Source organism: Pseudobutyrivibrio sp. MD2005, from assembly GCF_000621865.1.
Classification (GTDB): Bacteria; Bacillota; Clostridia; order Lachnospirales; family Lachnospiraceae; genus Pseudobutyrivibrio.
The window spans coordinates 1-21,069 of the sequence record NZ_JHXE01000008.1; the positions used below are offsets into that span (position 1 = coordinate 1).

Sequence of the window (21,069 nt, forward strand, 5' to 3'; positions counted from 1 at the left end):
AGCACCGCCTCGTTTCCTTGTACGGTGGTTACTCCTTTCGGAGCGTTTCACACAGACCTCCCTAGGTACCACACGTTTCTTCCTCTCCATCTATCTGCCTCATTTATCATGCATGATTCCGTGTAGTTATTGGGCTTCGACTTGTGATGCAGCCTTACCCTCATGCATAACCTCGTATGAGATTTCTGTACGTCAGACCGGAGATTTGCCCGTGGGTTAGTATGTTCCCCACATCCAGCTTCCTTCAGATTCCACCTCGCGGCGGACACCCTTGCCTTCGGCTATATCCTTCCCACTACCGGGTGGATTCGGGACTTGAACCCGTTAGAAACGTGCGCCGCTAGGCGCACATCAAAGAGCCATTAGCAAATACATGCCAATGGCTCCAAACTACTTAGACAATATTTCTGTATCATTGGTAAATTCTGTACCAGATACCTCTTCAAATTTGTGTAGCAAATCCTCAATAGTAAGATTTTTCTTTTCTTCTCCGCTGATATTGAGGATTACTCTGCCTTCATTCATCATGATAAGGCGATTTCCATATGTGATAGCATCACGCATATTATGTGTGACCATCATCGCTGTAAGACCATGCTCTCTAATAAGCATATCTGTTATTTCTAAAACCTTTGATGCAGTCTTAGGATCAAGAGCCGCTGTATGTTCATCTAGTAAAAGTACCTTCGGTTTTTGGATTGTAGCCATCAATAGAGTGAGGGCCTGGCGCTGACCTCCTGAAAGAAGACCAACCTTGGCTGTCAATCTATCTTCTAGACCTAAATCCAATTCTTTGAGCATTTCATGGTATTTCTCTCGCTCATCTCTTGTAACGCCCCAGCCTAATCCTCTGAACTTGCCACGTCTTGCAGCTAATGCCATATTCTCATCAATCTGCATATTTGCAGCGGTTCCTGTCATTGGATCCTGAAATACTCTACCTAAATATTTTGCTCTTTTGTGTTCTGGAAGACCTGTAACATCTACTCCATCAATTGAAATAGTACCTGCATCTACTGGCCAAACACCTGCTACTGCATTGAGGAATGTGGATTTACCTGCACCGTTTCCACCGATTACAGTACAAAACTCTCCATCCTCCAAGTACAAAGAAGCACCGTTTAAAGCAACTTTTTCATTAATTGTACCTGGATTAAATGTTTTACGTAATTTATTTGCATTTAACACTATCTTCTTCCTCCTCTTCTTGCAGCCTTTCTAAATGAGCTGTTCATTTGACCTTTCAAGTAAGGAACAGCGAGGAAGATTGCTACTATAATAGCTGTAAATAGCTTCATATCGTTTGCTGGCATCTTGAGCCATAATACGATTGCGATAAATATGTAGTAAAGAATTCCACCTACAATTACAAATCCTAGCGAAAGCCAGAATGCACTCTTTTTTCTAAAGAATGTATTACACAAAACATCGCCAATAATAATTGATGCAAGACCGATTACAATGGCACCTCTACCCATATTTACATCTGCATATCCATTGAACTGAGCAAATAATGCTCCAGCAAATGCAACTAACGCATTAGAGATAACAAGTCCCAAGGCTTTCATAACATTTACATTAATACCTTGTGCCTTTGTCATTGCAGGATTTGTTCCTGTAGCACGTAAAGCAGAACCCATCTCTGTTCCAAAGAACCAGTACATGATTGCGATGATAATTACTGCAATAACAAGTACTGTAATAAGTGCGTCTGTCTTGTATCTAAGAGAAATAGCCAAATTGTATTTATCAACTGGAATTGATGTATTTGGCTGATTTTTAGCTATTCTCAGATTTATTGAATATAACGCTAATTGGGTTAGTATTCCTGCAAGAATATCTGGTATACCAAGAACCGTATGCAAAAATCCAGTAATAAATCCAGCTAAAGCTCCTGAAATAAAAGCTAATACAAGGGCTAAAACCCATGAGTGTCCAGATATTATCACCATAGCTGCAACAGCGCCGCCAGTAGCAAATGATCCGTCTACAGACAAATCTGCAAAGTTTAATAATTTAAATGTAATAAAGATGCCTAGTGCCATTATTCCGTATATTATACCCTGTGCCACTGTACCAGGCATTCCCGCTATTAATGTTTCGATTCCCATTTTTAACTCCAAAGAGCAAGGTCAAAATATCTGACCTTGCCCCAAAATAATTTTATTTTGTTGCTAAATCTTATTCTTCAGCATTTTCTTCCATATCAATTGCTTTGTAATCATCTGGAAGTGTGATACCGAGCTCCTCAGCTATTACAGGATTGTATTCCTTAGTGAACTCTGGAGCATACTCGATTTCATATGTTGCAGGATCCTTGCCGTTTACAAGAATTTCGTATGCCATAAGACCTGCTGAATATCCGATGTCGTAGTATGAAATTGATAATGTTGCAAGACCACAACCTTTACAGATTCCTTCCTCACCAGCGATGATTGGAACACCTGCTGTTAATGCAACATTGTTGATTGTCTCTGCACAGCTTGCTGCAACGTTATCTGTTGGTACATATAAAACATCGCTTGCTCCACATGCTGACTGTACTACAGTAGCTACATCTGCTGAATCTGAGAATGTGTAAGCTGTAACAGTGTATCCATATCCCTCAAGATATTCTGTAATCTGATTTGCCTGATATAATGAGTTATCCTCACCTGAGCAGTAGATGATACCTACCTCTTTTGCATCAGGGAAAAGCTCGTTGAGCATTTCTGCCTGGCCATCAAGTGGTGCTAAATCAGATGTACCTGTTACATTCATTCCTGTTGTTCCATCCCAGTCCTTGATTCCAAGTGCTGTGCCATAATCTGTAATAGATGTTGCAACGATTGGAATAGAATTTGTAGCTGTAGCACTTGCCTGCATAGCTGGTGTAGCATTTGCCATAATTAAATCTACATTATCTGATACAAATGATGTAGCGATTGTTGCGCAAGTAGCTGTATCACCAGATGCATTCTGTACGTTGATTTCTACCTGATCACCAAGCTTATCCTTTAATGCATCAGAAAAGCCTTCTGTTGCTGTATCAAGTGCTGGATGCTGTACCAGCTGAAGTACTCCTACATTATATGTCTGATTAGCATCTTTCTCTGTAGATTCTGCTGTCTGAGCAGTTGAGGATTCTGCTTCTTTCTTAGCTGCTGCGTCTGTTCCACAACCTACCATACTAAGAGCCAATGCCGATGCCAAAACTGTTGCCAGAATTTTCTTCTTCATGTTTTTCCCCTCCTGATTTATATTCTTTTGTGATACTTTAGCACTTTTAATCGCTAAAGTCAATATATCTTATTTTCTGAACAAGAGCAAAAATTTTATTTTGATATAAGATTACTGGTTGCTGGATTTTATCAATAACAAGGCCTGGGATTATTAATCCACATTTTAAAAAATGGGCTACTAGAGCCCATTTAATTTACATGCATGTATATCCACCATCTACTGGAAGAATTACACCATTTACATATGTACTTGCTGGAGACGCCAAGAAAATGGCTGCAGAATCCAATTCACCTTCCTTGCCATATCTATTAAGCGGAATCATTGTCTTAGCATATTGCTGGAAAAACTCACTGTCTAGTGTTTCCTTTGTAAGTGGAGTTTCAAAATAGCCCGGACAAATAGCATTTACCGTAATGCCTTTATTGCCCCATTCAGCCGCCAAGGCTCTTGTAAGATTAACTACACCCCCCTTTGCAGCGTGATAAGCTGCCGCTGGCGCAATATTATTTCCTACCAAGCCATACATTGAAGATATGTTTATAATTCGACCATATCCAGCCGGAATCATTGCCTTTTTAGCAATTGCTCTTGCCATCTTAAAGCTGCCGGTGAGATCTATAGCAACTTCGCCTTCAAACTGTGAATCTTGAACATCCTCTGCAGGTGTTGCACCAGAACCAGTTCCTGCATTATTGATTAAGATATCAATTCTGCCAAATTCTTTTAACACTGTATCAACCGTTGCATTAACTCTATCAGTGTCAATGATATCACATGGTACACCTATAGCTTTTACACCAAATTCTTTTTCAATTTCAGAAGCAACTTCTTCAATAAGATTTTGGCGTCTTGCCACTGCAACAATGTTGCAGCCCTGCGATGCCAATGCTTTCGCCATCTGCACCCCGAGACCAGAAGAGCAGCCCGTTACAAGAGCGACTTGTCCTGTTAAATCAAAATACTTTCTTTCCATAATACAACTTCCTCCTTTAATTTGAGGTTATTGTATCAGATTATGATTATTAATGTAAGCATTGTTGTTGCAATTTTATATTAATTTTACACTTTTCTGACAATTAGTTTGTTAATTATCAAACTTTTACAGATGATATATTTGTGCCCCGTTAAATTTATTATCAAGCTTCTTGCAACATGAATAAAATCCAGGTATTAAGAAGAAGACTGCAAATAGCCAAGCAACTGGACTTGCCCAAATTGCACCGGCATATCCAATCATAGGAACAAATGTAAACGCCACAAGAATTCTGGCGATCATTTCCATTACTCCCGAATATATTGCGAATGTCGAAAATCCCATACCTTGTATAGCGAACCTAAAAATATTTACTGCAGCAAGCAAAGTATAAGTCACTGCATTTGCCAACAGAAATTGCATAGCCTGGTCTATAACAATACTTGTGGAAGTGAATAAATGTAAAATATACCTGCCCGAGAAAAACAAAACCACTAATATCACTACCGCATAAATTGTGCCTAATAACTGAGCAACCCAGGTACCTTTTATTACTCGAGGTATATTCTTAGCACCCACATTCTGGCCTGCATAAGTAGCCATGGTGCCTCCAAGAGCGTCAAATGGACAAACCACAAACATTGAAACCTTTGAGCCAGCAGTCATTGACGCGACGGCCACAGTTCCAAGCCCATTTACTGCTGTTTGTAGTATTACTGATCCTATAGCTGTTACAGAATACTGTAAACCAAAAGGAATGCCCATAGATATCAAGACCTGACTATGATGCTTGCCAAGCTTACAGTCTTCCTTTGTTAATTTGAGGATAGGGAATTTCTTTTTCATGTAAATCAAGCAGCTCATACCTGCTATTAACTGAGATAGCACTGTTGCTAAAGCTGGTCCGTTAACGCTCATTCCCAACACTATAATAAACACTATATCTAAAACTATATTTATGCCCGCTGCCATAATCAGGAAATATGTAGGCGTTTTACTATCGCCAAGAGAACGCATTATACCGGCTGTTAAATTGTATAAAAACGTTACTGGTATTCCTAAAAATATAATAGATATATAAGAGTAAGCCAAATCAATAATGTCTTCTGGTGTACGCATTATAGCCAATATCTGATAGCAAAATATACCGACTATAATAGTAAGCGCTACTGAAAATATTGCAGATAAAACTATTGAATTACCAACAAATTTTCGCATTGAATCATATGATTCAGCACCAAAACGTTGAGCTACCGGAATTGCAAACCCAGAACATATTCCCATGCAGAATCCATTAATCAAAAAGTTAATAGATCCGGTTGAACCTACCGCTGCCAGTGCATTATCACCAAGTGTTTGCCCAACTATTATTGTATCCACCAAGTTATACATCTGTTGAAATAATAATCCTGCTAGCATAGGAACTGAAAACCCTAATATTAATGTCAAAGGGTTGCCTTCTGTCATTTTTCTTGTTGAATCTGATGCCATTAGTTATCCTCTCATAGTATTCTTATTTCTTTCTCTTATATTTGTATAATACACTTCTAAACTATTTTAGGAAACATTAAAATTAGTGTTTGTCATTTAAAACAAAATAATCCCAGGACATATGTCCTGGGATCTTGAAGGCATAAATTATACTAACTCAAGAACTACTTCCATAGCAGCATCGCCCTTACGTGGTCCGATCTTAATGATACGTGTATAACCACCCTTGCGATCTACATACTTTGGAGCGATCTCATCGAATACGAAGTTTGCCATGTCAACCTTGTGTGTTTCGCTCTTCTTAGCACCCTTAACTGTTGGTGTGTAAAGAACCTGCATCATCTGACGACGAGCGTGAAGTCTTGAAGGAGAATCCTTCTTGATCTTCTTATCTACTGTATCGTATACAGTAACCTTCTTGCCATCAACAACTTCCTTAACTCTCTTACCATCTTTATCTTTACGAGCAACCTTAGCCTGTACTGTAACTTCTTCGAAGTTATCCTTTTCCTTGATACCAAGTGTAATGATATGCTCAGCGATCTTCTTTACTTCCTTAGCCTTAGCCTCAGTTGTAACGATCTTACCATGGTGAAGAAGCTCTGTTACCTGATTTCTTAAAAGAGCCTTTCTCTGAGATGATGTTCTGCTTAATTTTCTGTACTTTGCCATTTTGCTTTCCTCCTAATAAACAAGCCATAGGTGCTCATCGGTCTTACCCTACAACCACGTGATGGAAAGTATACACGGAAATGCTCATCGGTCTTATTTTCCCTGCATTATTTCCTGTTACTTTATAGCTAGGAATTAGTCCTCAATCATTCTGAGTGAAAGACCAAGTTCCTGAAGCTTCTGCTCTACTTCTTCCATAGACTTGCGACCAAGGTTACGAACCTTCATCATGTCATCCGGTGACTTGTCGCAAAGCTCTGCTACTGTGTTGATACCAGCTCTCTTTAAGCAGTTGTATGAACGAACTGAAAGCTCAAGCTCATCAATGCTCATTTCAAGAGTCTTTCCTGTTGTATCATCAGGCTTATCAGCGATAACGCTAAGATCCTGAGCAGCATCTGAAAGATTAACAAATAAATTCAAATGTTCGCTGAGTACCTTTGCAGCCATAGAAACAGCCTCATCTGGACCCATTGTACCATTTGTATATACATCAAGTGTAAGCTTGTCATAATCTGTAACCTGGCCTACACGTGTGTCTTCTACAGTCATATTTACACGCTCAACTGGTGTGTAGATAGAATCAACTGCAATCTTACCGATTGGAGTATCTGGAGTCTTATTCTTATCTGCTGAGATGTAACCACGATTCTTTGTGATTGTAAGTTCCATATATAACTTGCAATCATTACCACCATTAAGGTGAGCAATAACAAGATCTGGATTAATAATCTCGATATCAGAATCAACCTGAATATCAGCAGCAGTAACTACTCCCTCGCCCTCGAACTCGATATAAGCAGTCTTTGGCTCATCAGAAGAACTATTATTTCTAATAGCAAGCTCCTTGATGTTCATAACGATTTCAGTAACATCTTCCTTTACTCCAGGAATAGCACTAAACTCATGAAGTACGCCTTCAATCTTTATCTGGCTAACTGCAGCACCTGGCAGAGACGAAAGCATAATTCTACGAAGAGAATTACCAAGTGTTATACCGTAACCTCTCTCAAGAGGTTCTACAACGAATCTGCCGTATTTTTTGTCCTCAGAAATCTCTACGATTTCAATATTTGGGTTTTCAAAATTTAACACTACATTGCCTCCTTAATATAATGTAATAGACTCTAAAAAACAGAATATTAAAAAATATTCTGCAAATTGCTCATTGTCGCATAGTAAAATTGTAACAAATCGCACTTATACAAGCAAGCTTGTATAAGTGCTTTTTGTAAACATTCACTAAAATTTATTATTTTGAATATAACTCGACGATAAGCATCTCGTCTACAGGAACATCAATCTGCTCTCTATTAGGAAGCTCCTTAACTGTACCCTTAAGGCTCTCAGCGTCAACCTCAACCCACTCAGGAGTTGTTCTACCAGCTGTAACCTCTGTAATATCCTTAAATCTCTGAAGGCTCTTTGACTTCTCACGAACCTCGATAACGTCTCCAGCCTTTACAAGGTATGAAGGAACGTTAACTGGCTTACCGTTTACAAGGAACATCTTGTGATCAACAACCTGACGTGCCTCTCTTCTTGTACGAGCAAATCCCATACGGAATACTACGTTATCAAGACGGCTCTCAAGCATTGTCATAAGGTTTTCACCTGTCATACCCTTCTGACGGTCTGCCTTCTCATAGTAATTACGGAAAGGCTTTTCAAGTACGCCATAGATGAACTTAGCCTTCTGCTTCTCCTGAAGCTGAAGAGCGTACTCAGACTTCTTTCCTCTTCCTCTATTTTTTTGTCTGTGTGACTTCTTATCATATCCTAAAAATGTAGGATCTAAATCAAGAGATCTACATCTTTTAAGAACTGGTGTCTTATTAACTGCCATTAGATTTCCCTCCTAATTAGACTCTTCTACGCTTTGGTGGACGACATCCGTTATGTGGAACTGGAGTAACATCCTTGATTGTAAGAACCTGAACGCCGTTTGCATCGATTGCTCTGATTGCAGCTTCACGTCCTGAACCTGGTCCCTTAACGAATACATCTACACTCTTTAAACCGTGAACTAATGCAGCCTTAACTGCTGTCTCTGCTGCCATCTGTGCAGCATAAGGAGTAGATTTCCTTGAACCTCTAAATCCTAGACCACCAGCACTTGCCCATGAAAGAGCATTGCCCTGAGCATCAGTAATAGTTACGATAGTGTTATTGAAAGATGCCTGAACATGTACCTGTCCGTGTTCAACGTTTTTCTTTACACGCTTTTTTGTTGTCTTCTTTGCAACTTTAGCCATAATTAAACTAACCTACTTTCTTTCTATAAAATAATTACTTCTTCTTATTTGCTACTGTACGCTTTGGACCCTTACGAGTACGAGCGTTTGTCTTAGTCTTCTGTCCACGAACAGGAAGACCCTTTCTATGACGGATTCCTCTATAGCATCCGATTTCCTGAAGTCTCTTAATATCAAGGGCAACTTCTCTTCTAAGATCACCTTCAACAGTTAATGTCTCATCGATAACTGTGCTGATCTTCTTAACTTCTTCATCAGTTAAATCCTTAACACGTGTGTTAGGATCTACACCAGCTGCCTCAAGAACTTTGTTTGAGCTTACTCTACCAATTCCGTAAATGTAAGTTAAACCAATTTCAATTCTCTTGTCTCTTGGTAAATCTACACCTGCAATACGAGCCATGTGTGTTTACACCTCCATAAATTTCTACTATTGATAAGCGATACAGAAAATACAGCTCCGATCACTCGGCCTGAAATGTGTGTACTCCCATATCTTGTCCAATTTGGTCCCGGTATGATGGACCTATTTATTATGAACAGCCTAAATTAGATACTCTTTAGACTGCAGCCGCACATAATAAAATGCTACATAAACAAATCAGAATTAACCCTGACGCTGCTTATGCTTTGGGTTTTCGCAGATAATACGAATACTACCCTTTCTTTTGATGACCTTGCACTTCTCGCACATAGGCTTAACAGAAGATCTTACTTTCACGATTTTCCTCCTTTCCATGCCCCTTTTTTCAAGGGTTGTGGTCAATCTTTATTTGAACATTCTAAAAACGTCCGCTTAATAGTATAGCGACCGTTCTTAAGTATGTCAATAACTTTTTTTATTTATCTCTCCATATAATTCTTCCTTTTGAAAGATCATAAGGACTCATCTCAATTGTTACTTTATCACCTGGTAAGATTCTGATGTAATTCTGTCTTAACTTACCACTGATATGAGCAAGAATCTGATGACCATTTTCGAGCTCTACCTTAAACATTGCATTTGGAAGCTTCTCAACTACAACTCCCTCAACTTCAATAACATCTGCCTTAGACATTTTCATTCCTCCTATTATAACTCTTAAGAATTCTTTTGATTGCTACATCATCTAGTGAATTTCTATCTGCTATTTCATCCAAAATATCAGATGGAATATTTTTAATTAGCTGTAAATGAATTTTCTTTTTCTTTTTTGGCTTTTCCAAAGTCTTTGTAGTGCCATTCGCAAGATAATAATAATTATCGTCCTCGTTAATTATTACATATATATCTTTCTTATCATGGCCTGCCTTTGAAATTGCTAGCATTAAATCCATTTGTTTCCCTCCGGATTTTTTAATTCAGATGGGGTTAGAGTCAGAATTTCTGGAGCTCCATCAGTAATTACAATCGTGTTCTCATAATGGGCTGAAAGTGATTCATCCATAGTAACAACTGTCCATTCATCATCCATCCATGCAACATCGCAGCTACCAGCATTTATCATTGGTTCGACAGCTAATGTCATTCCTTTAATGAGTTTAGGACCTTTTCTAAACTTACGTCTAAAATTGGGAATTTCTGGTGCTTCATGTAAACTAGTACCAATTCCATGTCCAACTAAATCTCTAACAACACCGTAGCCAAAGCTTTCCGCATAATCTCCAATTGCACCAGAGATATCGTAGAGATGTTTTCCTGCAGTAGCATACTTCATACCTTGGAAAAATGATTGGCGTGTTCTCTCTATAAGAAGCTTAGCCTCTTTACTAATCTCTCCAATTCCTACAGTACGAGCAGCATCTGAATGATAACCCTTATATAGTACTCCAGTGTCAAGACTGACAATATCGCCATTAACAAGAATTCTATCTTTTGATGGAATTCCATGAACGACTTCATCATTAACAGAAACACATACACTTCCTGGATAACCATATAGTCCTTTAAAATTTGGCTCGCATCCAAAGCTTCGGATTACTTCCTCGCCAAGCTTATCCACTTCATATGTAGACATGCCTTCATGAATCTCATTAGCAAGAGTTTCATGAACCTGAGCCAAAATTTTTCCTGCCTCACGCATCAATTGAATTTCTTCTTCAGTTTTAATAGTGATTGTCTCTGACATCTTAAGCTCCTAAAATAGATGTGATATCATCAAACACCTTTTCCATTGGCTGTGTACCATCAACAGACTTAAGAATTCCTTTGCCCTTATAGAAATCAATAAGTGGCTGTGTCTGCTCATGATATACATCAAGTCTCTTCTTAACTGTTTCTGGCTTATCATCATCTCTAAGTACTAATTCATTTCCACAAGAGTCACATACGCCCTCTTTCTTTGGTGGAATAGATACGATGTGATATGTAGCACCGCAATTTAAGCAAGCTCTACGTCCAGACATTCTATTGATGATATTCTCATCAGGAACATCTACATCAATCGCATAATCCATAGCCTCACCAATCTTAGTAAGTGCAACATCAAGTGCCTCGGCCTGTGGAATAGTTCTTGGGAATCCATCTAAAACGAAACCGTTTTTAGCATCATCCTGAGCAATGCGGTCCATTACAAGATCACATGTAAGTTCATCTGGAACAAGCAAACCTTGATCCATGTATTCCTTAGCCTTTTTGCCCAGTTCAGTACCGTTTTTTATGTTGGCACGGAATATATCACCTGTGGAAATGTGAGGAATTGAATACTTGGCAGCAATCTGCTTTGCCTGTGTACCTTTGCCTGCACCAGGTGCACCTAACATAATAATCTTCATAAACTAAACCCTCCTGCTTTCGGTTAAATAAAAAAACATCTAAAAACACCTTAAGAGATACGTAAAAACGTATCTCCTATGGTGTAATAAATGATTAACGATTAATCATTCAAAAATCCTTTATAATTACGAACCATCATCTGTGATTCAACTTGCTTAAGTGTTTCTACAATTACACCAACAATAATGATAATTGATGTACCGCCGAATGAAACACTAGCACCAACTAAACCATTAAAGACAATAGGAAGTAACGCTACTATTGAAAGACCAATTGCTCCGATAAAAATTACATGCTTTAAAATAGCTGTAAGATAATCAGATGTTGGCTTTCCTGGTCTAATACCAGGGATAAAACCGCCTGAGCGCTTAAGGTTCTCTGCAATCTCAAGAGGATTAAATGTAATCTCTGTATAGAAATATGCGAAACCAATAATAAGTAGTACATATACTACAGCGCCAATTGTGTATATCCAATTTGCTGGATTAAACCAATTTGACTGATTCATACCATTTAACACTTTGCCCCAGAATCCTTGAACACCATTCTTGTCAAATAACTGAACAAGCATGATTGGAGTCTGAAGTAAAGACTGAGCAAAGATAACTGGGATAACACCAGCTGTATTAACCTTCATAGGAATAACTGATGAATTACCACCAACCTGTCTTCTACCCTGAATCTTATTCGAATATTGAACAGGAATACGTCTCTCTGCACTTTGTAAAATAACTACGAATACAACTAATGCAACAATGACTGCAGCAATAACTATTCCTGCTAAAGTAGCCTTTGGAATTGTTCTGCCCTTCATATATTGCTCATAAAGCTTTGTTAAATCAGAAGGGATACGGCTAACGATGTTAATAGTAAGAACTATTGAAATACCATTACCAATACCCTTTTCTGTGATTCTTTCACCGATCCACATTAATACTGCAGAACCAGCTGTAAGAGCGGCAACAACAAGTACATAATTAATAAATGGAACAGAATATGTAACAAGATATCCGCTTCTACCAAAGCCTATTGCCATGGCGATTGACTCACCTAATGCCAATGCTATAGTAAGATAACGAGTAATCTGCGTCATCTTTTTTCTTCCTTGCTCTCCATCACGCTGCATCTCTTCAAGCTTAGGAAATGCAATTGTAAGCAACTGCATAATGATTGAAGATGTAATGTATGGTGTGATATTTAATGCAAATACTGACATTGCAGAAAATGAACCACCAGTGATTGAATCAAAGAAGTTTAATGCATTATCACTATTTTCAAAAAGACTTGCAAAGGCACTACCATTGATGCCAGGCACAGGAAGTAAACTTCCCAGTCTGACAACAATAAGCATTAAAAATGTAAAACCTATTCTTCTTCTTAAATCTTTAATTTTAAATGCATCGCGTAGTGTTTGAAGCATTAGATCACCTCTACAGTTCCGCCTAAAGCTTCAATCTTTTCCTTTGCGCTAGCGCTAAATGCGTTTGCCTGAACGTTGAGCTTCTTTGTAAGCTCGCCGCCGCCAAGAATCTTAACGCCATCGCGAGGGTTCTTAATGATACCACTCTCGATAAGTGTATCAACAGTTACAGTAGCACCATTTTCAAATCTCTCTAAATAAGAAACATTGATACCAACGATTTCCTTTGTATTTCTATTCTTGAAACCACGCTTAGGAAGACGTCTGTATAAAGGCATCTGTCCACCTTCGAATCCAAGTCTAATGCTTCCGCCTGAACGAGCCTTCTGTCCCTTATGACCCTTACCAGCAGTCTTGCCATTACCTGAACCGTGACCACGGCCTCTTCTGAAATTATCGCTATGCTTTGAGCCTTCTGCTGGCTGTAAGTTAGATAAATCCATTATGGCACCTCCTTCTATTAAATTTCTTCAACTTTTACTAAGTGATTGACCATTCTAAGCATTCCGCGAACGCTGTCGTTGTCAGGAAGCTCAACAGTCTTGTTGACCTTTCTAAGGCCAAGTGCTTCTACAGTCTTCTTGTTCTTAGGAACAGCACCGATTGTAGACTTTACGAGTGTTACTCTTAACTTCTTCTCTGCCATTTTAACTTTCCTCCTTAAGCAAGAATGTCTTCAACCTTCTTGCCACGAGCCTTAGCTACTTCTTCAGGTGACTTAAGAAGCTTAAGTCCTTCGATAGTAGCAAGAACAACGTTCTGCTTATTTGATGATCCAAGTGACTTTGTACGGATATTTCCGATACCTGCAAGCTCACATACGGCACGAGCTGGACCACCAGCGATGATACCAGTACCTTCTGGAGCCTTCTTAAGAAGTACAGAAGCGCCTGTGTGCTTACCCTGAATGTCATGTGTAATACTGTGGTTGTCGTCAAGCTTAACTGTAATAAGCTTCTTCATTGCATCTTCCTTACCCTTGCGGATAGCTTCTGGAATTTCAGCTGCCTTGCCAAGTCCAGCGCCAACGTGTCCGTTCTTATCGCCTACTACAACAAGAGCTGTGAAACGCATGTTACGTCCACCCTTAACAACCTTTGTTACACGCTTAATTTCTACAACCTGCTCAGTTAACTCTAACTGGCTAGCGTCAATGATTTCACGTTTCATGTGTTCTCCTCCTAGAATTCTAATCCAGCTTCTCTAGCTGCGTCTGCAAGAGCTGCAACCTTGCCGGCATAAATGTAACCACCTCTGTCGAATACGACTTCCTTGATTCCCTTTTCCTGTGCCTTCTTTGCAATAACTGTACCAAGCTTTGAAGCAGCTTCTACGTTATTTGTCTTTGCAAGATCTGCCTTAACGTCTGCGTCAAGAGTAGATGCTGAAACGAGTGTATTTCCACATGTATCATCAATAACCTGAACATACATGTGATTATTGCTTCTGAACACTGCTAAACGAGGTCTTTCTGCAGTACCGGCTAGAGTGTTACGAAGTCTTCTATGCTTTGTCTGGCGAACTACTTGTCTAGATTTCTTACTTACCATTTTACATTCACTCCTTTACTATTTCTTACCGGTCTTACCGACTTTACGTCTAATAACTTCATCAGCGTACTTAATACCCTTACCCTTATATGGCTCAGGTCTTCTCTTATCTCTGATGTTGGCAGCGTACTGACCAACTTTTTCCTTGTCGATACCCTTGATGATAATTTTATTTCCGTCAACAGTTGACTCGATACCCTCTGGATCTTCCATCTCTACTGGATGAGAGTAACCAAGGTTAAGAGTAAGCTTCTTACCAGCCTTAGATGCTCTATAACCTACACCGTTAACCTCAAGAGTCTTCTCATAGCCTGCTGTAACACCAACAACCATGTTGTTGATAAGTGTTCTTGTAAGACCATGTAAAGACTTCATTTTCTTTAAATCATTAGGTCTTGTAACAACAACTTCTTCACCCTCAAGCTTGATATCCATCTCTGATGGAAGTGTTCTCTCAAGAGTGCCCTTAGGACCTTTTACAGTCACATGATTATTTTCTGCAATCTCAACTGTAACACCAGCTGGAACTGCGATTGGCATTCTTCCTATACGTGACATGCCCGTACCTCCTTAAATATACTGTATGTCCGGCTTCTGTAACCGGGTTATACTTTTAGGTAATTAGTTACTAAATTGTTTGGATATATTACCAAACGTATGCAAGAACTTCGCCACCAACCTGAAGCTTACGAGCTTCCTTATCTGTGATGATGCCCTTGTTTGTTGAAAGGATAGCGATACCAAGTCCACCTAAAACGTATGGGATATCGTCCTTACCAGCGTAAATACGAAGACCTGGCTTAGAAATTCTCTTAATACCAGAAATAATCTTCTCGTTCTTGTTTGCACCGTACTTTAATGTAACACGGATATCCTTGAAGTTACCATTATCAACGATGTCATACTTTGTGATAAATCCTTCATCTACAAGAATGTCTGCAATTGCAACCTTCATCTTAGATGCAGGAACATCTACTGTATCATGTTTTGCAGTATTTGCATTACGGATTCTTGTAAGCATATCTGCTATTGGATCACTCATTGTCATGATGCAATTTCCTCCTAATTTTCAATCTGTGCTCGCTTAATTACCATGAAGCTTTCTTAACGCCAGGAATCTGTCCCTTGTAAGCTAACTCACGGAAACATACTCTACAAATACCATACTTTCTAAGGTATGCATGTGGACGACCGCAGATTTTGCAGCGGCTGTACTCTTGTGTAGAGAACTTAGCTGTGCGCTGCTGCTTAACTTTCATTGACTTCTTTGCCATAACTTTCCTCCTATGCTTCCTTAGCGAAAGGCATATTGAATAAACGAAGTAATTCTCTAGCCTCTTCATCTGTCTTAGCTGTAGTTACGAAGATGATATCCATACCACGAGTCTTGTCGATCTTATCGTACTCGATCTCTGGGAAGATAATCTGCTCCTTAATACCAAGTGCATAGTTACCTCTTCCATCGAATGAATTAGGATTTACACCTCTAAAGTCACGTACACGTGGAAGTGCAAGGTTGATGAGACGATCTGCGAACTCATACATCTTTTCTCCACGAAGTGTAGTCTTGCAACCAATTGCCATACCTTCACGAATCTTGAAGTTAGCAACTGAGTTCTTAGCCTTTGTTGTAACTGCTTTCTGGCCTGTAATCTTTTCCATATCATTAACTGCAGACTCAAGAAGCTTTGCATTGTCCTTTGCTTCGCCAACACCCATGTTGACAACGATCTTTTCGATCTTAGGAACTTCCATAATATTCTTGTATCCAAACTTCTCTACCATTGCTGGTACGATTTCATTAAGATACTGATCTTTTAATCTACTCAACGAACTGTTCTCCTTTCTTCAATTAGTCAATCACTTCGCCAGTCTTCTTAGCGAAACGGACTTTCTTATCTCCGTCCATCTTGAAGCCAACGCGTGTAGGCTGACCATTATGAAGTAACATAACGTTTGAAGCATCGATAGGAGCTTCCTGCTCGATGATACCGCCTGCCTGGTTAGCCATGCTAGGCTTAACATGACGCTTAACCATGTTAACACCTTCAACTGTAACGGTGTTATTCTTCTTATCTACTGCGATAACCTTACCTTCGTTGTTAACATCGCCACCAGCGATGACACGAACAGTATCGCCCTTTTTAATTTTCATAGTTGCCATTCTACTCTTCCTCCTACAATACTTCTGGAGCGAGAGAAACAATCTTCATGAACTGCTTCTCACGAAGCTCTCTAGCTACAGGTCCAAAAATACGAGTTCCTCTTGGAGTCTTGTCATCTTTGATGATGACTGCAGCATTTTCATCAAACTTGATATATGAACCATCTTTACGACGGGCACCCTTTACTGAACGAACAACTACTGCCTTAACAACGTCACCCTTCTTTACAACGCCACCTGGTGTTGCATCTTTAACGGTAGCAGTAATTACGTCGCCAATGTTGGCATATCTTCTTGTAGATCCACCCATAACACGGATAACAAGGATTTCCTTTGCTCCTGTATTATCGGCTACCTTTAATCTACTTTCCTGTTGTACCATTATAGTAGCCTCCTTTAATTATTTTGCTCTCTCGATTACTTCAACAAGTCTCCATCTCTTATCCTTAGAGAGTGGTCTAGTCTCCATAACCTTTACTGTATCTCCGATGTGAGCATCGCCGTTCTCATCGTGAGCCTTAAGCTTATATGTCTTCTTAACGATCTTGTTGTAAAGTGGATGCTTTACGTTATCACGGATTGCAACAACGATTGTCTTATCCATCTTGTCACTTACAACAACACCTGTACGTGTTTTTCTTAAGTTTCTTTCCACGTTTTTGATCTCCTTTCAAATAATTAAGATTCGTAAGTTAATTATGCATTCTTCTCAGCTTCTGTGATAACAGTCTGAATACGAGCGATGTTACGACGAACTTCACGAATTCTTGCTGTGTTATCTAACTGGTTAGTAGCATTCTGGAATCTTAAGTTGAAAAGTTCTTTCTTAGCTTCTACGAGCTGAGCATTAAGCTCTGCTACTGAAGTATTCTTTAAATCCTCTACGTACTTTGTATTCTTCATTATGCTTCACCGCCTTCTAAATCCTCACGGGAAACTATCTTGCACTTGCAAGGAAGTTTATGTGTAGCGAGACGAAGTGCTTCTCTAGCAACTTCCTCAGATACTCCTGAGATCTCGAATAATACACGGCCCGGCTTAACAACAGCTACCCAATATTCAAGTGTACCCTTTCCTGAACCCATTCGAGTTTCAGCAGGTTTTGCAGTAACTGGCTTGTCTGGGAAAATCTTGATCCAAACTTTACCACCACGCTTAATGTAACGTGTCATAGCGATACGAGCAGCCTCGATCTGGTTTGACTTAATCCAAGCTGGCTCCATTGCAACGATACCATACTCACCGTATGAAATCTTATTTCCTCTTGAAGCTTTACCAGCCATGTTTCCACGGAACTGTTTTCTATGCTTCGCTCTCTTTGGCATTAACATATTACTCGGCTCCTCCTTCCACATTCTTCTTCTTTGGAAGTACTTCACCCTTATAGATCCATACCTTTACGCCAACCTTACCATAAGTAGTGTCAGCCTCAGCGAATCCATAATCAATATCAGCACGAAGTGTCTGAAGTGGAATAGTACCTTCGTTGTAAGACTCGCTACGTGCCATATCAGCACCACCAAGACGTCCTGAACAGCTTGTCTTGATACCCTTGATGCCAGTCTTCATTGCTCTTGACATGCAAGACTTCATTGCTCTACGGAAAGATACACGGTTCTCAAGCTGACCTGCAATGTTCTCAGCAACAAGCTGTGCATCACGATCTGGTCTCTTGATTTCCTTGATATCTACAACAAGCTTATCGCTTGTCTGCTTCTGGAGCTCTGTCTTAATCTTGTCGATTTCAGCGCCACCCTTACCGATAACTACGCCAGGCTTTGCTGTGTAAACTGTAACCTTTACTCTACCAGCAGCGCGCTCGATTTCAATCTTAGAAACGCCTGCAGCGTAAAGCTTCTTCTTAAGAAATTTTCTGATATTATAGTCTTCAACTAAGTAGTCTGAGAAGTTCTCGCCCTCAGCATACCACTTAGAATCCCAGTCCTTAATAACACCGACTCTTAAGCCATGAGGATTAACTTTCTGTCCCATGTTTTGCCTCCTTAATTTTTCTGATCAAGCACGATAGTGATGTGGCTCATTCTCTTTTCGATTCTGTAAGCTCTACCCTGTGCTCTTGGTCTGATTCTCTTCATTGTAGGTCCCTTGTTTGCATAGCACTCTGCTACAACAAGATCCTTACTATCTAAGCCGTTATTGTTCTCAGCGTTTGCAATAGCAGACTTAAGTAATTTCTCTATAACACTTGAAGCGTATCTTGGATTGTACATTACGATAGCAAGAGCTGTGTTAACATCCTTACCACGAATGGCATCAAGTACGAAACAAGCCTTCTGAACTGACATTCTAGCATAAGATAACTTTGCTGAAGGTCTTGTATCCTTTACATCGTTTCTCTCACGTTTAATTTGAGATCTATGTCCCTTAGCCATGATTAAAACTCCTTTCTGTTAATTAGCGTACCTTTGACTTCTTTTCGTCCTTACCGTGACCTCTGTAGGTTCTAGTAGCAACGAACTCTCCAAGCTTGTGTCCAACCATATCTTCTGTAACATATACTGGAACATGCTTTCTTCCGTCATGTACTGCAATTGTATGTCCAACCATCTGTGGGAAGATTGTAGAACGGCGTGACCATGTCTTGATAACTGACTTGTCTCCGCTAGCGTTCATAGCATCAACCTTCTTTAATAAGCTTGCATCAGCAAATGGTCCTTTTTTTAATGAACGTGCCATGTGTATCCTCCTTATTTGATAGCTCTACCATCGCGTCTTCTTACGATGAGCTTGTTAGACTGCTTGTGCTTCTTTCTTGTCTTGAGACCAAGAGCTGGCTTGCCCCAAGGTGTACATGGACCTGGACGTCCGATAGGAGCGCGGCCCTCACCACCACCGTGTGGATGGTCATTAGGGTTCATAACAGAACCACGAACTGTAGGTCTGATACCCATGTGTCTCTTACGACCAGCTTTACCAATCTTAACAAGGTTGTGATCACCGTTACCGATAACACCGATAGATGCACGGCAGTTGATAGGTACCATTCTCATTTCGCCTGAAGGAAGACGGAGTGTTGCATACTTTCCTTCTTTAGCCATGAGCTGAGCTGAGTTACCAGCTGAACGAACAAGCTGTCCGCCGCGGCCTGGATAAAGCTCGATATTGTGAATAAGTGTACCAACTGGAATCTTCTCAAGTGGTAAGCAGTTACCAACTCTAACTTCAGCGTCAGCACCGTTCATAACTGTCATGCCGTCTGTAAGACCAGCTGGAGCAAGGATGTAAGCCTTCTCACCATCTGCGTAGCAGATAAGAGCGATGTTAGCTGTTCTGTTTGGATCGTACTCGATACCGATTACCTTTGCAGGAATTCCATCCTTATTTCTCTTAAAATCAATAAGTCTATATTTTTGTCTGTTACCGCCACCGTGATGTCTAACGGTAATCTTACCCTGATTGTTACGACCAGCGTGCTTCTTTAAAGAAACAAGAAGTGACTTCTCTGGAGATGACTTTGTGATCTCAGCAAAATCTGAACCAGTCATATTTCTTCTAGAAGGTGTATATGGGTTATATGTCTTAATTCCCATTTTAGTTCTCCTTTCGTTACTCGTTTATTATCGCGCTCGACTGCGCATAAAATTAATTAACTCTTGCCTATTTTATAGACCTGAGAAAATCTCGATGTCTTTGCTATCAGCTGTAAGCTGTACGATAGCCTTTTTTGTCTTTGCTGTCTTACCGAATGTCATTCCACGTCTCTTTGTCTTGCCATCAGCGTTCATTGTGTTAACTGATGCAACCTTTACTCCGTCGAACATCTTCTCAACAGCTTCCTTAATCATTGTCTTGTTAGCTTCTGGATGAACTAAGAATGTGTACTTCTTTTCAGCCATAGCGTTCATTGACTTCTCTGTGATTACAGGCTTTAGGATTACGTCATAATATTGTACATTTGCCATTATGCATATACCTCCTGAATCTGATCTACAGCAGCCTTTGTAACAACTACTGTGTTGTACTTAAGGATGTCATAAACGTTGATTGTGTTTGTAAGAGCTGTCTTAACTGTAGGAATGTTCTTTGCAGACATTACTACGTTCTGATCATTTGTATCAAGAACAACAAGTGCCTTCTCAACGTTAAGGTTTGTAAGAACCTTTGCAAAATCCTTTGTCTTAATCTCGTTTAACTTAAGCTCATCAACAACGATAAACTTGTTCTCATTAACTGCAGAAGTGAGTACAGACTTAAGAGCTGCTCTCTTCTCCTTCTTATTGAGCTTAAATGTATAATCTCTTGGTGTTGGAGCGAATACAACGCCACCACCTGTCCACTGTGGAGATCTTGTAGAACCCTGTCTTGCATGACCTGTTCCCTTCTGTCTCCAAGGTTTTCTACCACCACCAGAAACCTCAGAACGTGTCTTAGCCTTCTGTGTTCCCTGACGGTTATTTGCAAGCTGTTGAACAACTGCCATGTGAACTAAATGCTCATTAATCTCAACTGCGAAGATGCTGTCGTTAAGATCCATGGTGCCAACTTCTTTGCCTTCCATATTGTATACGGATACTTTAGCCATCGCTAAGCTCCTCCTTTCCTATCG

The 21,069-nt window shown here is 39.8% G+C and carries 35 protein-coding genes; all 35 read right to left on the reverse strand.

Annotated elements, in window-relative coordinates; translation table 11 throughout:
• Window positions 1-390: 390 nt before the first annotated feature.
• A complete protein-coding gene (locus T498_RS0101550; RefSeq protein WP_028234404.1) occupies window positions 391-1,188 on the reverse strand; it encodes an ABC transporter ATP-binding protein in 798 nt (265 codons plus the stop codon).
• Window positions 1,188-2,111, reverse strand: coding sequence for an ABC transporter permease (locus T498_RS0101555; protein WP_028234405.1), 924 nt, complete (start codon window positions 2,109-2,111; stop codon window positions 1,188-1,190). The genes T498_RS0101550 and T498_RS0101555 overlap by 1 nt, the downstream gene beginning before the upstream one ends.
• 70 nt (window positions 2,112-2,181) lie before the next feature.
• A complete protein-coding gene (locus T498_RS0101560) occupies window positions 2,182-3,219 on the reverse strand; it encodes an ABC transporter substrate-binding protein (RefSeq protein ID WP_028234406.1) in 1,038 nt (345 codons plus the stop codon).
• Between the two features lie 196 nt (window positions 3,220-3,415).
• Window positions 3,416-4,195, reverse strand: coding sequence for an SDR family oxidoreductase (locus T498_RS0101565; protein ID WP_036977654.1), 780 nt, complete (start codon window positions 4,193-4,195; stop codon window positions 3,416-3,418).
• A 126-nt stretch (window positions 4,196-4,321) separates the two neighbouring features.
• Entirely contained in the window at window positions 4,322-5,686 is a 1,365-nt protein-coding gene (locus T498_RS0101570; protein ID WP_028234408.1) for an MATE family efflux transporter, read from the reverse strand.
• A 147-nt stretch (window positions 5,687-5,833) separates the two neighbouring features.
• Window positions 5,834-6,358: a bL17 family ribosomal protein gene (locus T498_RS0101575; RefSeq protein ID WP_028234409.1), complete on the reverse strand. Its 525-nt coding sequence runs from the start codon at window positions 6,356-6,358 to the stop codon at window positions 5,834-5,836.
• A gap of 135 nt (window positions 6,359-6,493) precedes the next feature.
• Window positions 6,494-7,453, reverse strand: a complete 960-nt coding sequence (locus T498_RS0101580) for a DNA-directed RNA polymerase subunit alpha (RefSeq protein WP_028234410.1) — start codon at window positions 7,451-7,453, stop codon at window positions 6,494-6,496.
• Window positions 7,454-7,610: 157 nt separating this feature from the next.
• Window positions 7,611-8,204, reverse strand: coding sequence for a 30S ribosomal protein S4 (gene rpsD / locus T498_RS0101585; protein WP_028234411.1), 594 nt, complete (start codon window positions 8,202-8,204; stop codon window positions 7,611-7,613).
• A 16-nt stretch (window positions 8,205-8,220) separates the two neighbouring features.
• Window positions 8,221-8,613 (reverse strand): 30S ribosomal protein S11, encoded by a 393-nt coding sequence (gene rpsK / locus T498_RS0101590; protein ID WP_015548335.1) that lies wholly within the window; start codon window positions 8,611-8,613, stop codon window positions 8,221-8,223.
• A 34-nt stretch (window positions 8,614-8,647) separates the two neighbouring features.
• A complete protein-coding gene (rpsM, locus tag T498_RS0101595) occupies window positions 8,648-9,016 on the reverse strand; it encodes a 30S ribosomal protein S13 (protein WP_028234412.1) in 369 nt (122 codons plus the stop codon).
• 204 nt (window positions 9,017-9,220) lie between these two features.
• The gene (gene rpmJ / locus T498_RS0101600; RefSeq protein WP_004604068.1) at window positions 9,221-9,334 is read right to left on the reverse strand and encodes a 50S ribosomal protein L36; all 114 of its coding nucleotides are present in this window, start codon (window positions 9,332-9,334) and stop codon (window positions 9,221-9,223) included.
• A gap of 118 nt (window positions 9,335-9,452) precedes the next feature.
• A complete protein-coding gene (gene infA / locus T498_RS0101605) occupies window positions 9,453-9,671 on the reverse strand; it encodes a translation initiation factor IF-1 (protein ID WP_015548337.1) in 219 nt (72 codons plus the stop codon).
• Entirely contained in the window at window positions 9,664-9,930 is a 267-nt protein-coding gene (locus tag T498_RS0101610) for a hypothetical protein (protein ID WP_028234413.1), read from the reverse strand. Before T498_RS0101610 ends, infA begins: the two co-directional genes overlap by 8 nt.
• Window positions 9,921-10,721 (reverse strand): type I methionyl aminopeptidase, encoded by an 801-nt coding sequence (gene map / locus T498_RS0101615; RefSeq protein ID WP_028234414.1) that lies wholly within the window; start codon window positions 10,719-10,721, stop codon window positions 9,921-9,923. The genes T498_RS0101610 and map overlap by 10 nt, the downstream gene beginning before the upstream one ends.
• Window position 10,722: 1 nt before the next feature.
• Window positions 10,723-11,367 carry an adenylate kinase gene (locus tag T498_RS0101620; RefSeq protein ID WP_028234415.1) on the reverse strand — a complete coding sequence of 215 codons (645 nt, stop codon included), beginning with the start codon at window positions 11,365-11,367 and terminating at the stop codon, window positions 10,723-10,725.
• Between the two features lie 101 nt (window positions 11,368-11,468).
• Window positions 11,469-12,788, reverse strand: coding sequence for a preprotein translocase subunit SecY (secY, locus tag T498_RS0101625; protein ID WP_028234416.1), 1,320 nt, complete (start codon window positions 12,786-12,788; stop codon window positions 11,469-11,471).
• Window positions 12,788-13,231, reverse strand: a complete 444-nt coding sequence (gene rplO / locus T498_RS0101630) for a 50S ribosomal protein L15 (RefSeq protein WP_028234417.1) — start codon at window positions 13,229-13,231, stop codon at window positions 12,788-12,790. Before rplO ends, secY begins: the two co-directional genes overlap by 1 nt.
• Window positions 13,232-13,248: 17 nt before the next feature.
• Window positions 13,249-13,434 carry a 50S ribosomal protein L30 gene (gene rpmD, locus T498_RS0101635; RefSeq protein WP_015548343.1) on the reverse strand — a complete coding sequence of 62 codons (186 nt, stop codon included), beginning with the start codon at window positions 13,432-13,434 and terminating at the stop codon, window positions 13,249-13,251.
• A 14-nt stretch (window positions 13,435-13,448) separates the two neighbouring features.
• The gene (gene rpsE / locus T498_RS0101640) at window positions 13,449-13,958 is read right to left on the reverse strand and encodes a 30S ribosomal protein S5 (protein WP_015548344.1); all 510 of its coding nucleotides are present in this window, start codon (window positions 13,956-13,958) and stop codon (window positions 13,449-13,451) included.
• Window positions 13,959-13,969: 11 nt separating this feature from the next.
• Entirely contained in the window at window positions 13,970-14,338 is a 369-nt protein-coding gene (rplR, locus tag T498_RS0101645) for a 50S ribosomal protein L18 (RefSeq protein ID WP_028234418.1), read from the reverse strand.
• 18 nt (window positions 14,339-14,356) lie between these two features.
• The gene (rplF, locus tag T498_RS0101650; RefSeq protein WP_028234419.1) at window positions 14,357-14,896 is read right to left on the reverse strand and encodes a 50S ribosomal protein L6; all 540 of its coding nucleotides are present in this window, start codon (window positions 14,894-14,896) and stop codon (window positions 14,357-14,359) included.
• Between the two features lie 88 nt (window positions 14,897-14,984).
• A complete protein-coding gene (gene rpsH, locus T498_RS0101655; RefSeq protein ID WP_028234420.1) occupies window positions 14,985-15,386 on the reverse strand; it encodes a 30S ribosomal protein S8 in 402 nt (133 codons plus the stop codon).
• Between the two features lie 40 nt (window positions 15,387-15,426).
• Entirely contained in the window at window positions 15,427-15,612 is a 186-nt protein-coding gene (locus T498_RS0101660; protein ID WP_028234421.1) for a type Z 30S ribosomal protein S14, read from the reverse strand.
• Between the two features lie 10 nt (window positions 15,613-15,622).
• Window positions 15,623-16,168, reverse strand: a complete 546-nt coding sequence (rplE, locus tag T498_RS0101665; RefSeq protein ID WP_028234422.1) for a 50S ribosomal protein L5 — start codon at window positions 16,166-16,168, stop codon at window positions 15,623-15,625.
• A 22-nt stretch (window positions 16,169-16,190) separates the two neighbouring features.
• Entirely contained in the window at window positions 16,191-16,502 is a 312-nt protein-coding gene (gene rplX, locus T498_RS0101670) for a 50S ribosomal protein L24 (protein WP_015548349.1), read from the reverse strand.
• A gap of 13 nt (window positions 16,503-16,515) precedes the next feature.
• Window positions 16,516-16,884 carry a 50S ribosomal protein L14 gene (rplN, locus tag T498_RS0101675; protein ID WP_015548350.1) on the reverse strand — a complete coding sequence of 123 codons (369 nt, stop codon included), beginning with the start codon at window positions 16,882-16,884 and terminating at the stop codon, window positions 16,516-16,518.
• Window positions 16,885-16,902: 18 nt separating this feature from the next.
• Window positions 16,903-17,157: a 30S ribosomal protein S17 gene (gene rpsQ, locus T498_RS0101680; RefSeq protein WP_028234423.1), complete on the reverse strand. Its 255-nt coding sequence runs from the start codon at window positions 17,155-17,157 to the stop codon at window positions 16,903-16,905.
• 41 nt (window positions 17,158-17,198) lie between these two features.
• Window positions 17,199-17,405 carry a 50S ribosomal protein L29 gene (gene rpmC / locus T498_RS0101685; RefSeq protein WP_015548351.1) on the reverse strand — a complete coding sequence of 69 codons (207 nt, stop codon included), beginning with the start codon at window positions 17,403-17,405 and terminating at the stop codon, window positions 17,199-17,201.
• Window positions 17,405-17,833 carry a 50S ribosomal protein L16 gene (rplP, locus tag T498_RS0101690; RefSeq protein ID WP_028234424.1) on the reverse strand — a complete coding sequence of 143 codons (429 nt, stop codon included), beginning with the start codon at window positions 17,831-17,833 and terminating at the stop codon, window positions 17,405-17,407. The genes rpmC and rplP overlap by 1 nt, the downstream gene beginning before the upstream one ends.
• A 1-nt stretch (window position 17,834) precedes the next feature.
• Window positions 17,835-18,494 carry a 30S ribosomal protein S3 gene (gene rpsC, locus T498_RS0101695; RefSeq protein ID WP_028234425.1) on the reverse strand — a complete coding sequence of 220 codons (660 nt, stop codon included), beginning with the start codon at window positions 18,492-18,494 and terminating at the stop codon, window positions 17,835-17,837.
• Between the two features lie 11 nt (window positions 18,495-18,505).
• The gene (gene rplV / locus T498_RS14525; RefSeq protein WP_036977655.1) at window positions 18,506-18,895 is read right to left on the reverse strand and encodes a 50S ribosomal protein L22; all 390 of its coding nucleotides are present in this window, start codon (window positions 18,893-18,895) and stop codon (window positions 18,506-18,508) included.
• Between the two features lie 22 nt (window positions 18,896-18,917).
• Window positions 18,918-19,199, reverse strand: a complete 282-nt coding sequence (rpsS, locus tag T498_RS0101705) for a 30S ribosomal protein S19 (protein WP_028234427.1) — start codon at window positions 19,197-19,199, stop codon at window positions 18,918-18,920.
• Window positions 19,200-19,210: 11 nt separating this feature from the next.
• Window positions 19,211-20,053, reverse strand: a complete 843-nt coding sequence (gene rplB / locus T498_RS0101710) for a 50S ribosomal protein L2 (protein ID WP_028234428.1) — start codon at window positions 20,051-20,053, stop codon at window positions 19,211-19,213.
• 72 nt (window positions 20,054-20,125) lie between these two features.
• Entirely contained in the window at window positions 20,126-20,425 is a 300-nt protein-coding gene (rplW, locus tag T498_RS0101715) for a 50S ribosomal protein L23 (RefSeq protein ID WP_015548357.1), read from the reverse strand.
• Entirely contained in the window at window positions 20,425-21,045 is a 621-nt protein-coding gene (gene rplD, locus T498_RS0101720; protein WP_028234429.1) for a 50S ribosomal protein L4, read from the reverse strand. Before rplD ends, rplW begins: the two co-directional genes overlap by 1 nt.
• Window positions 21,046-21,069: the final 24 nt, after the last annotated feature.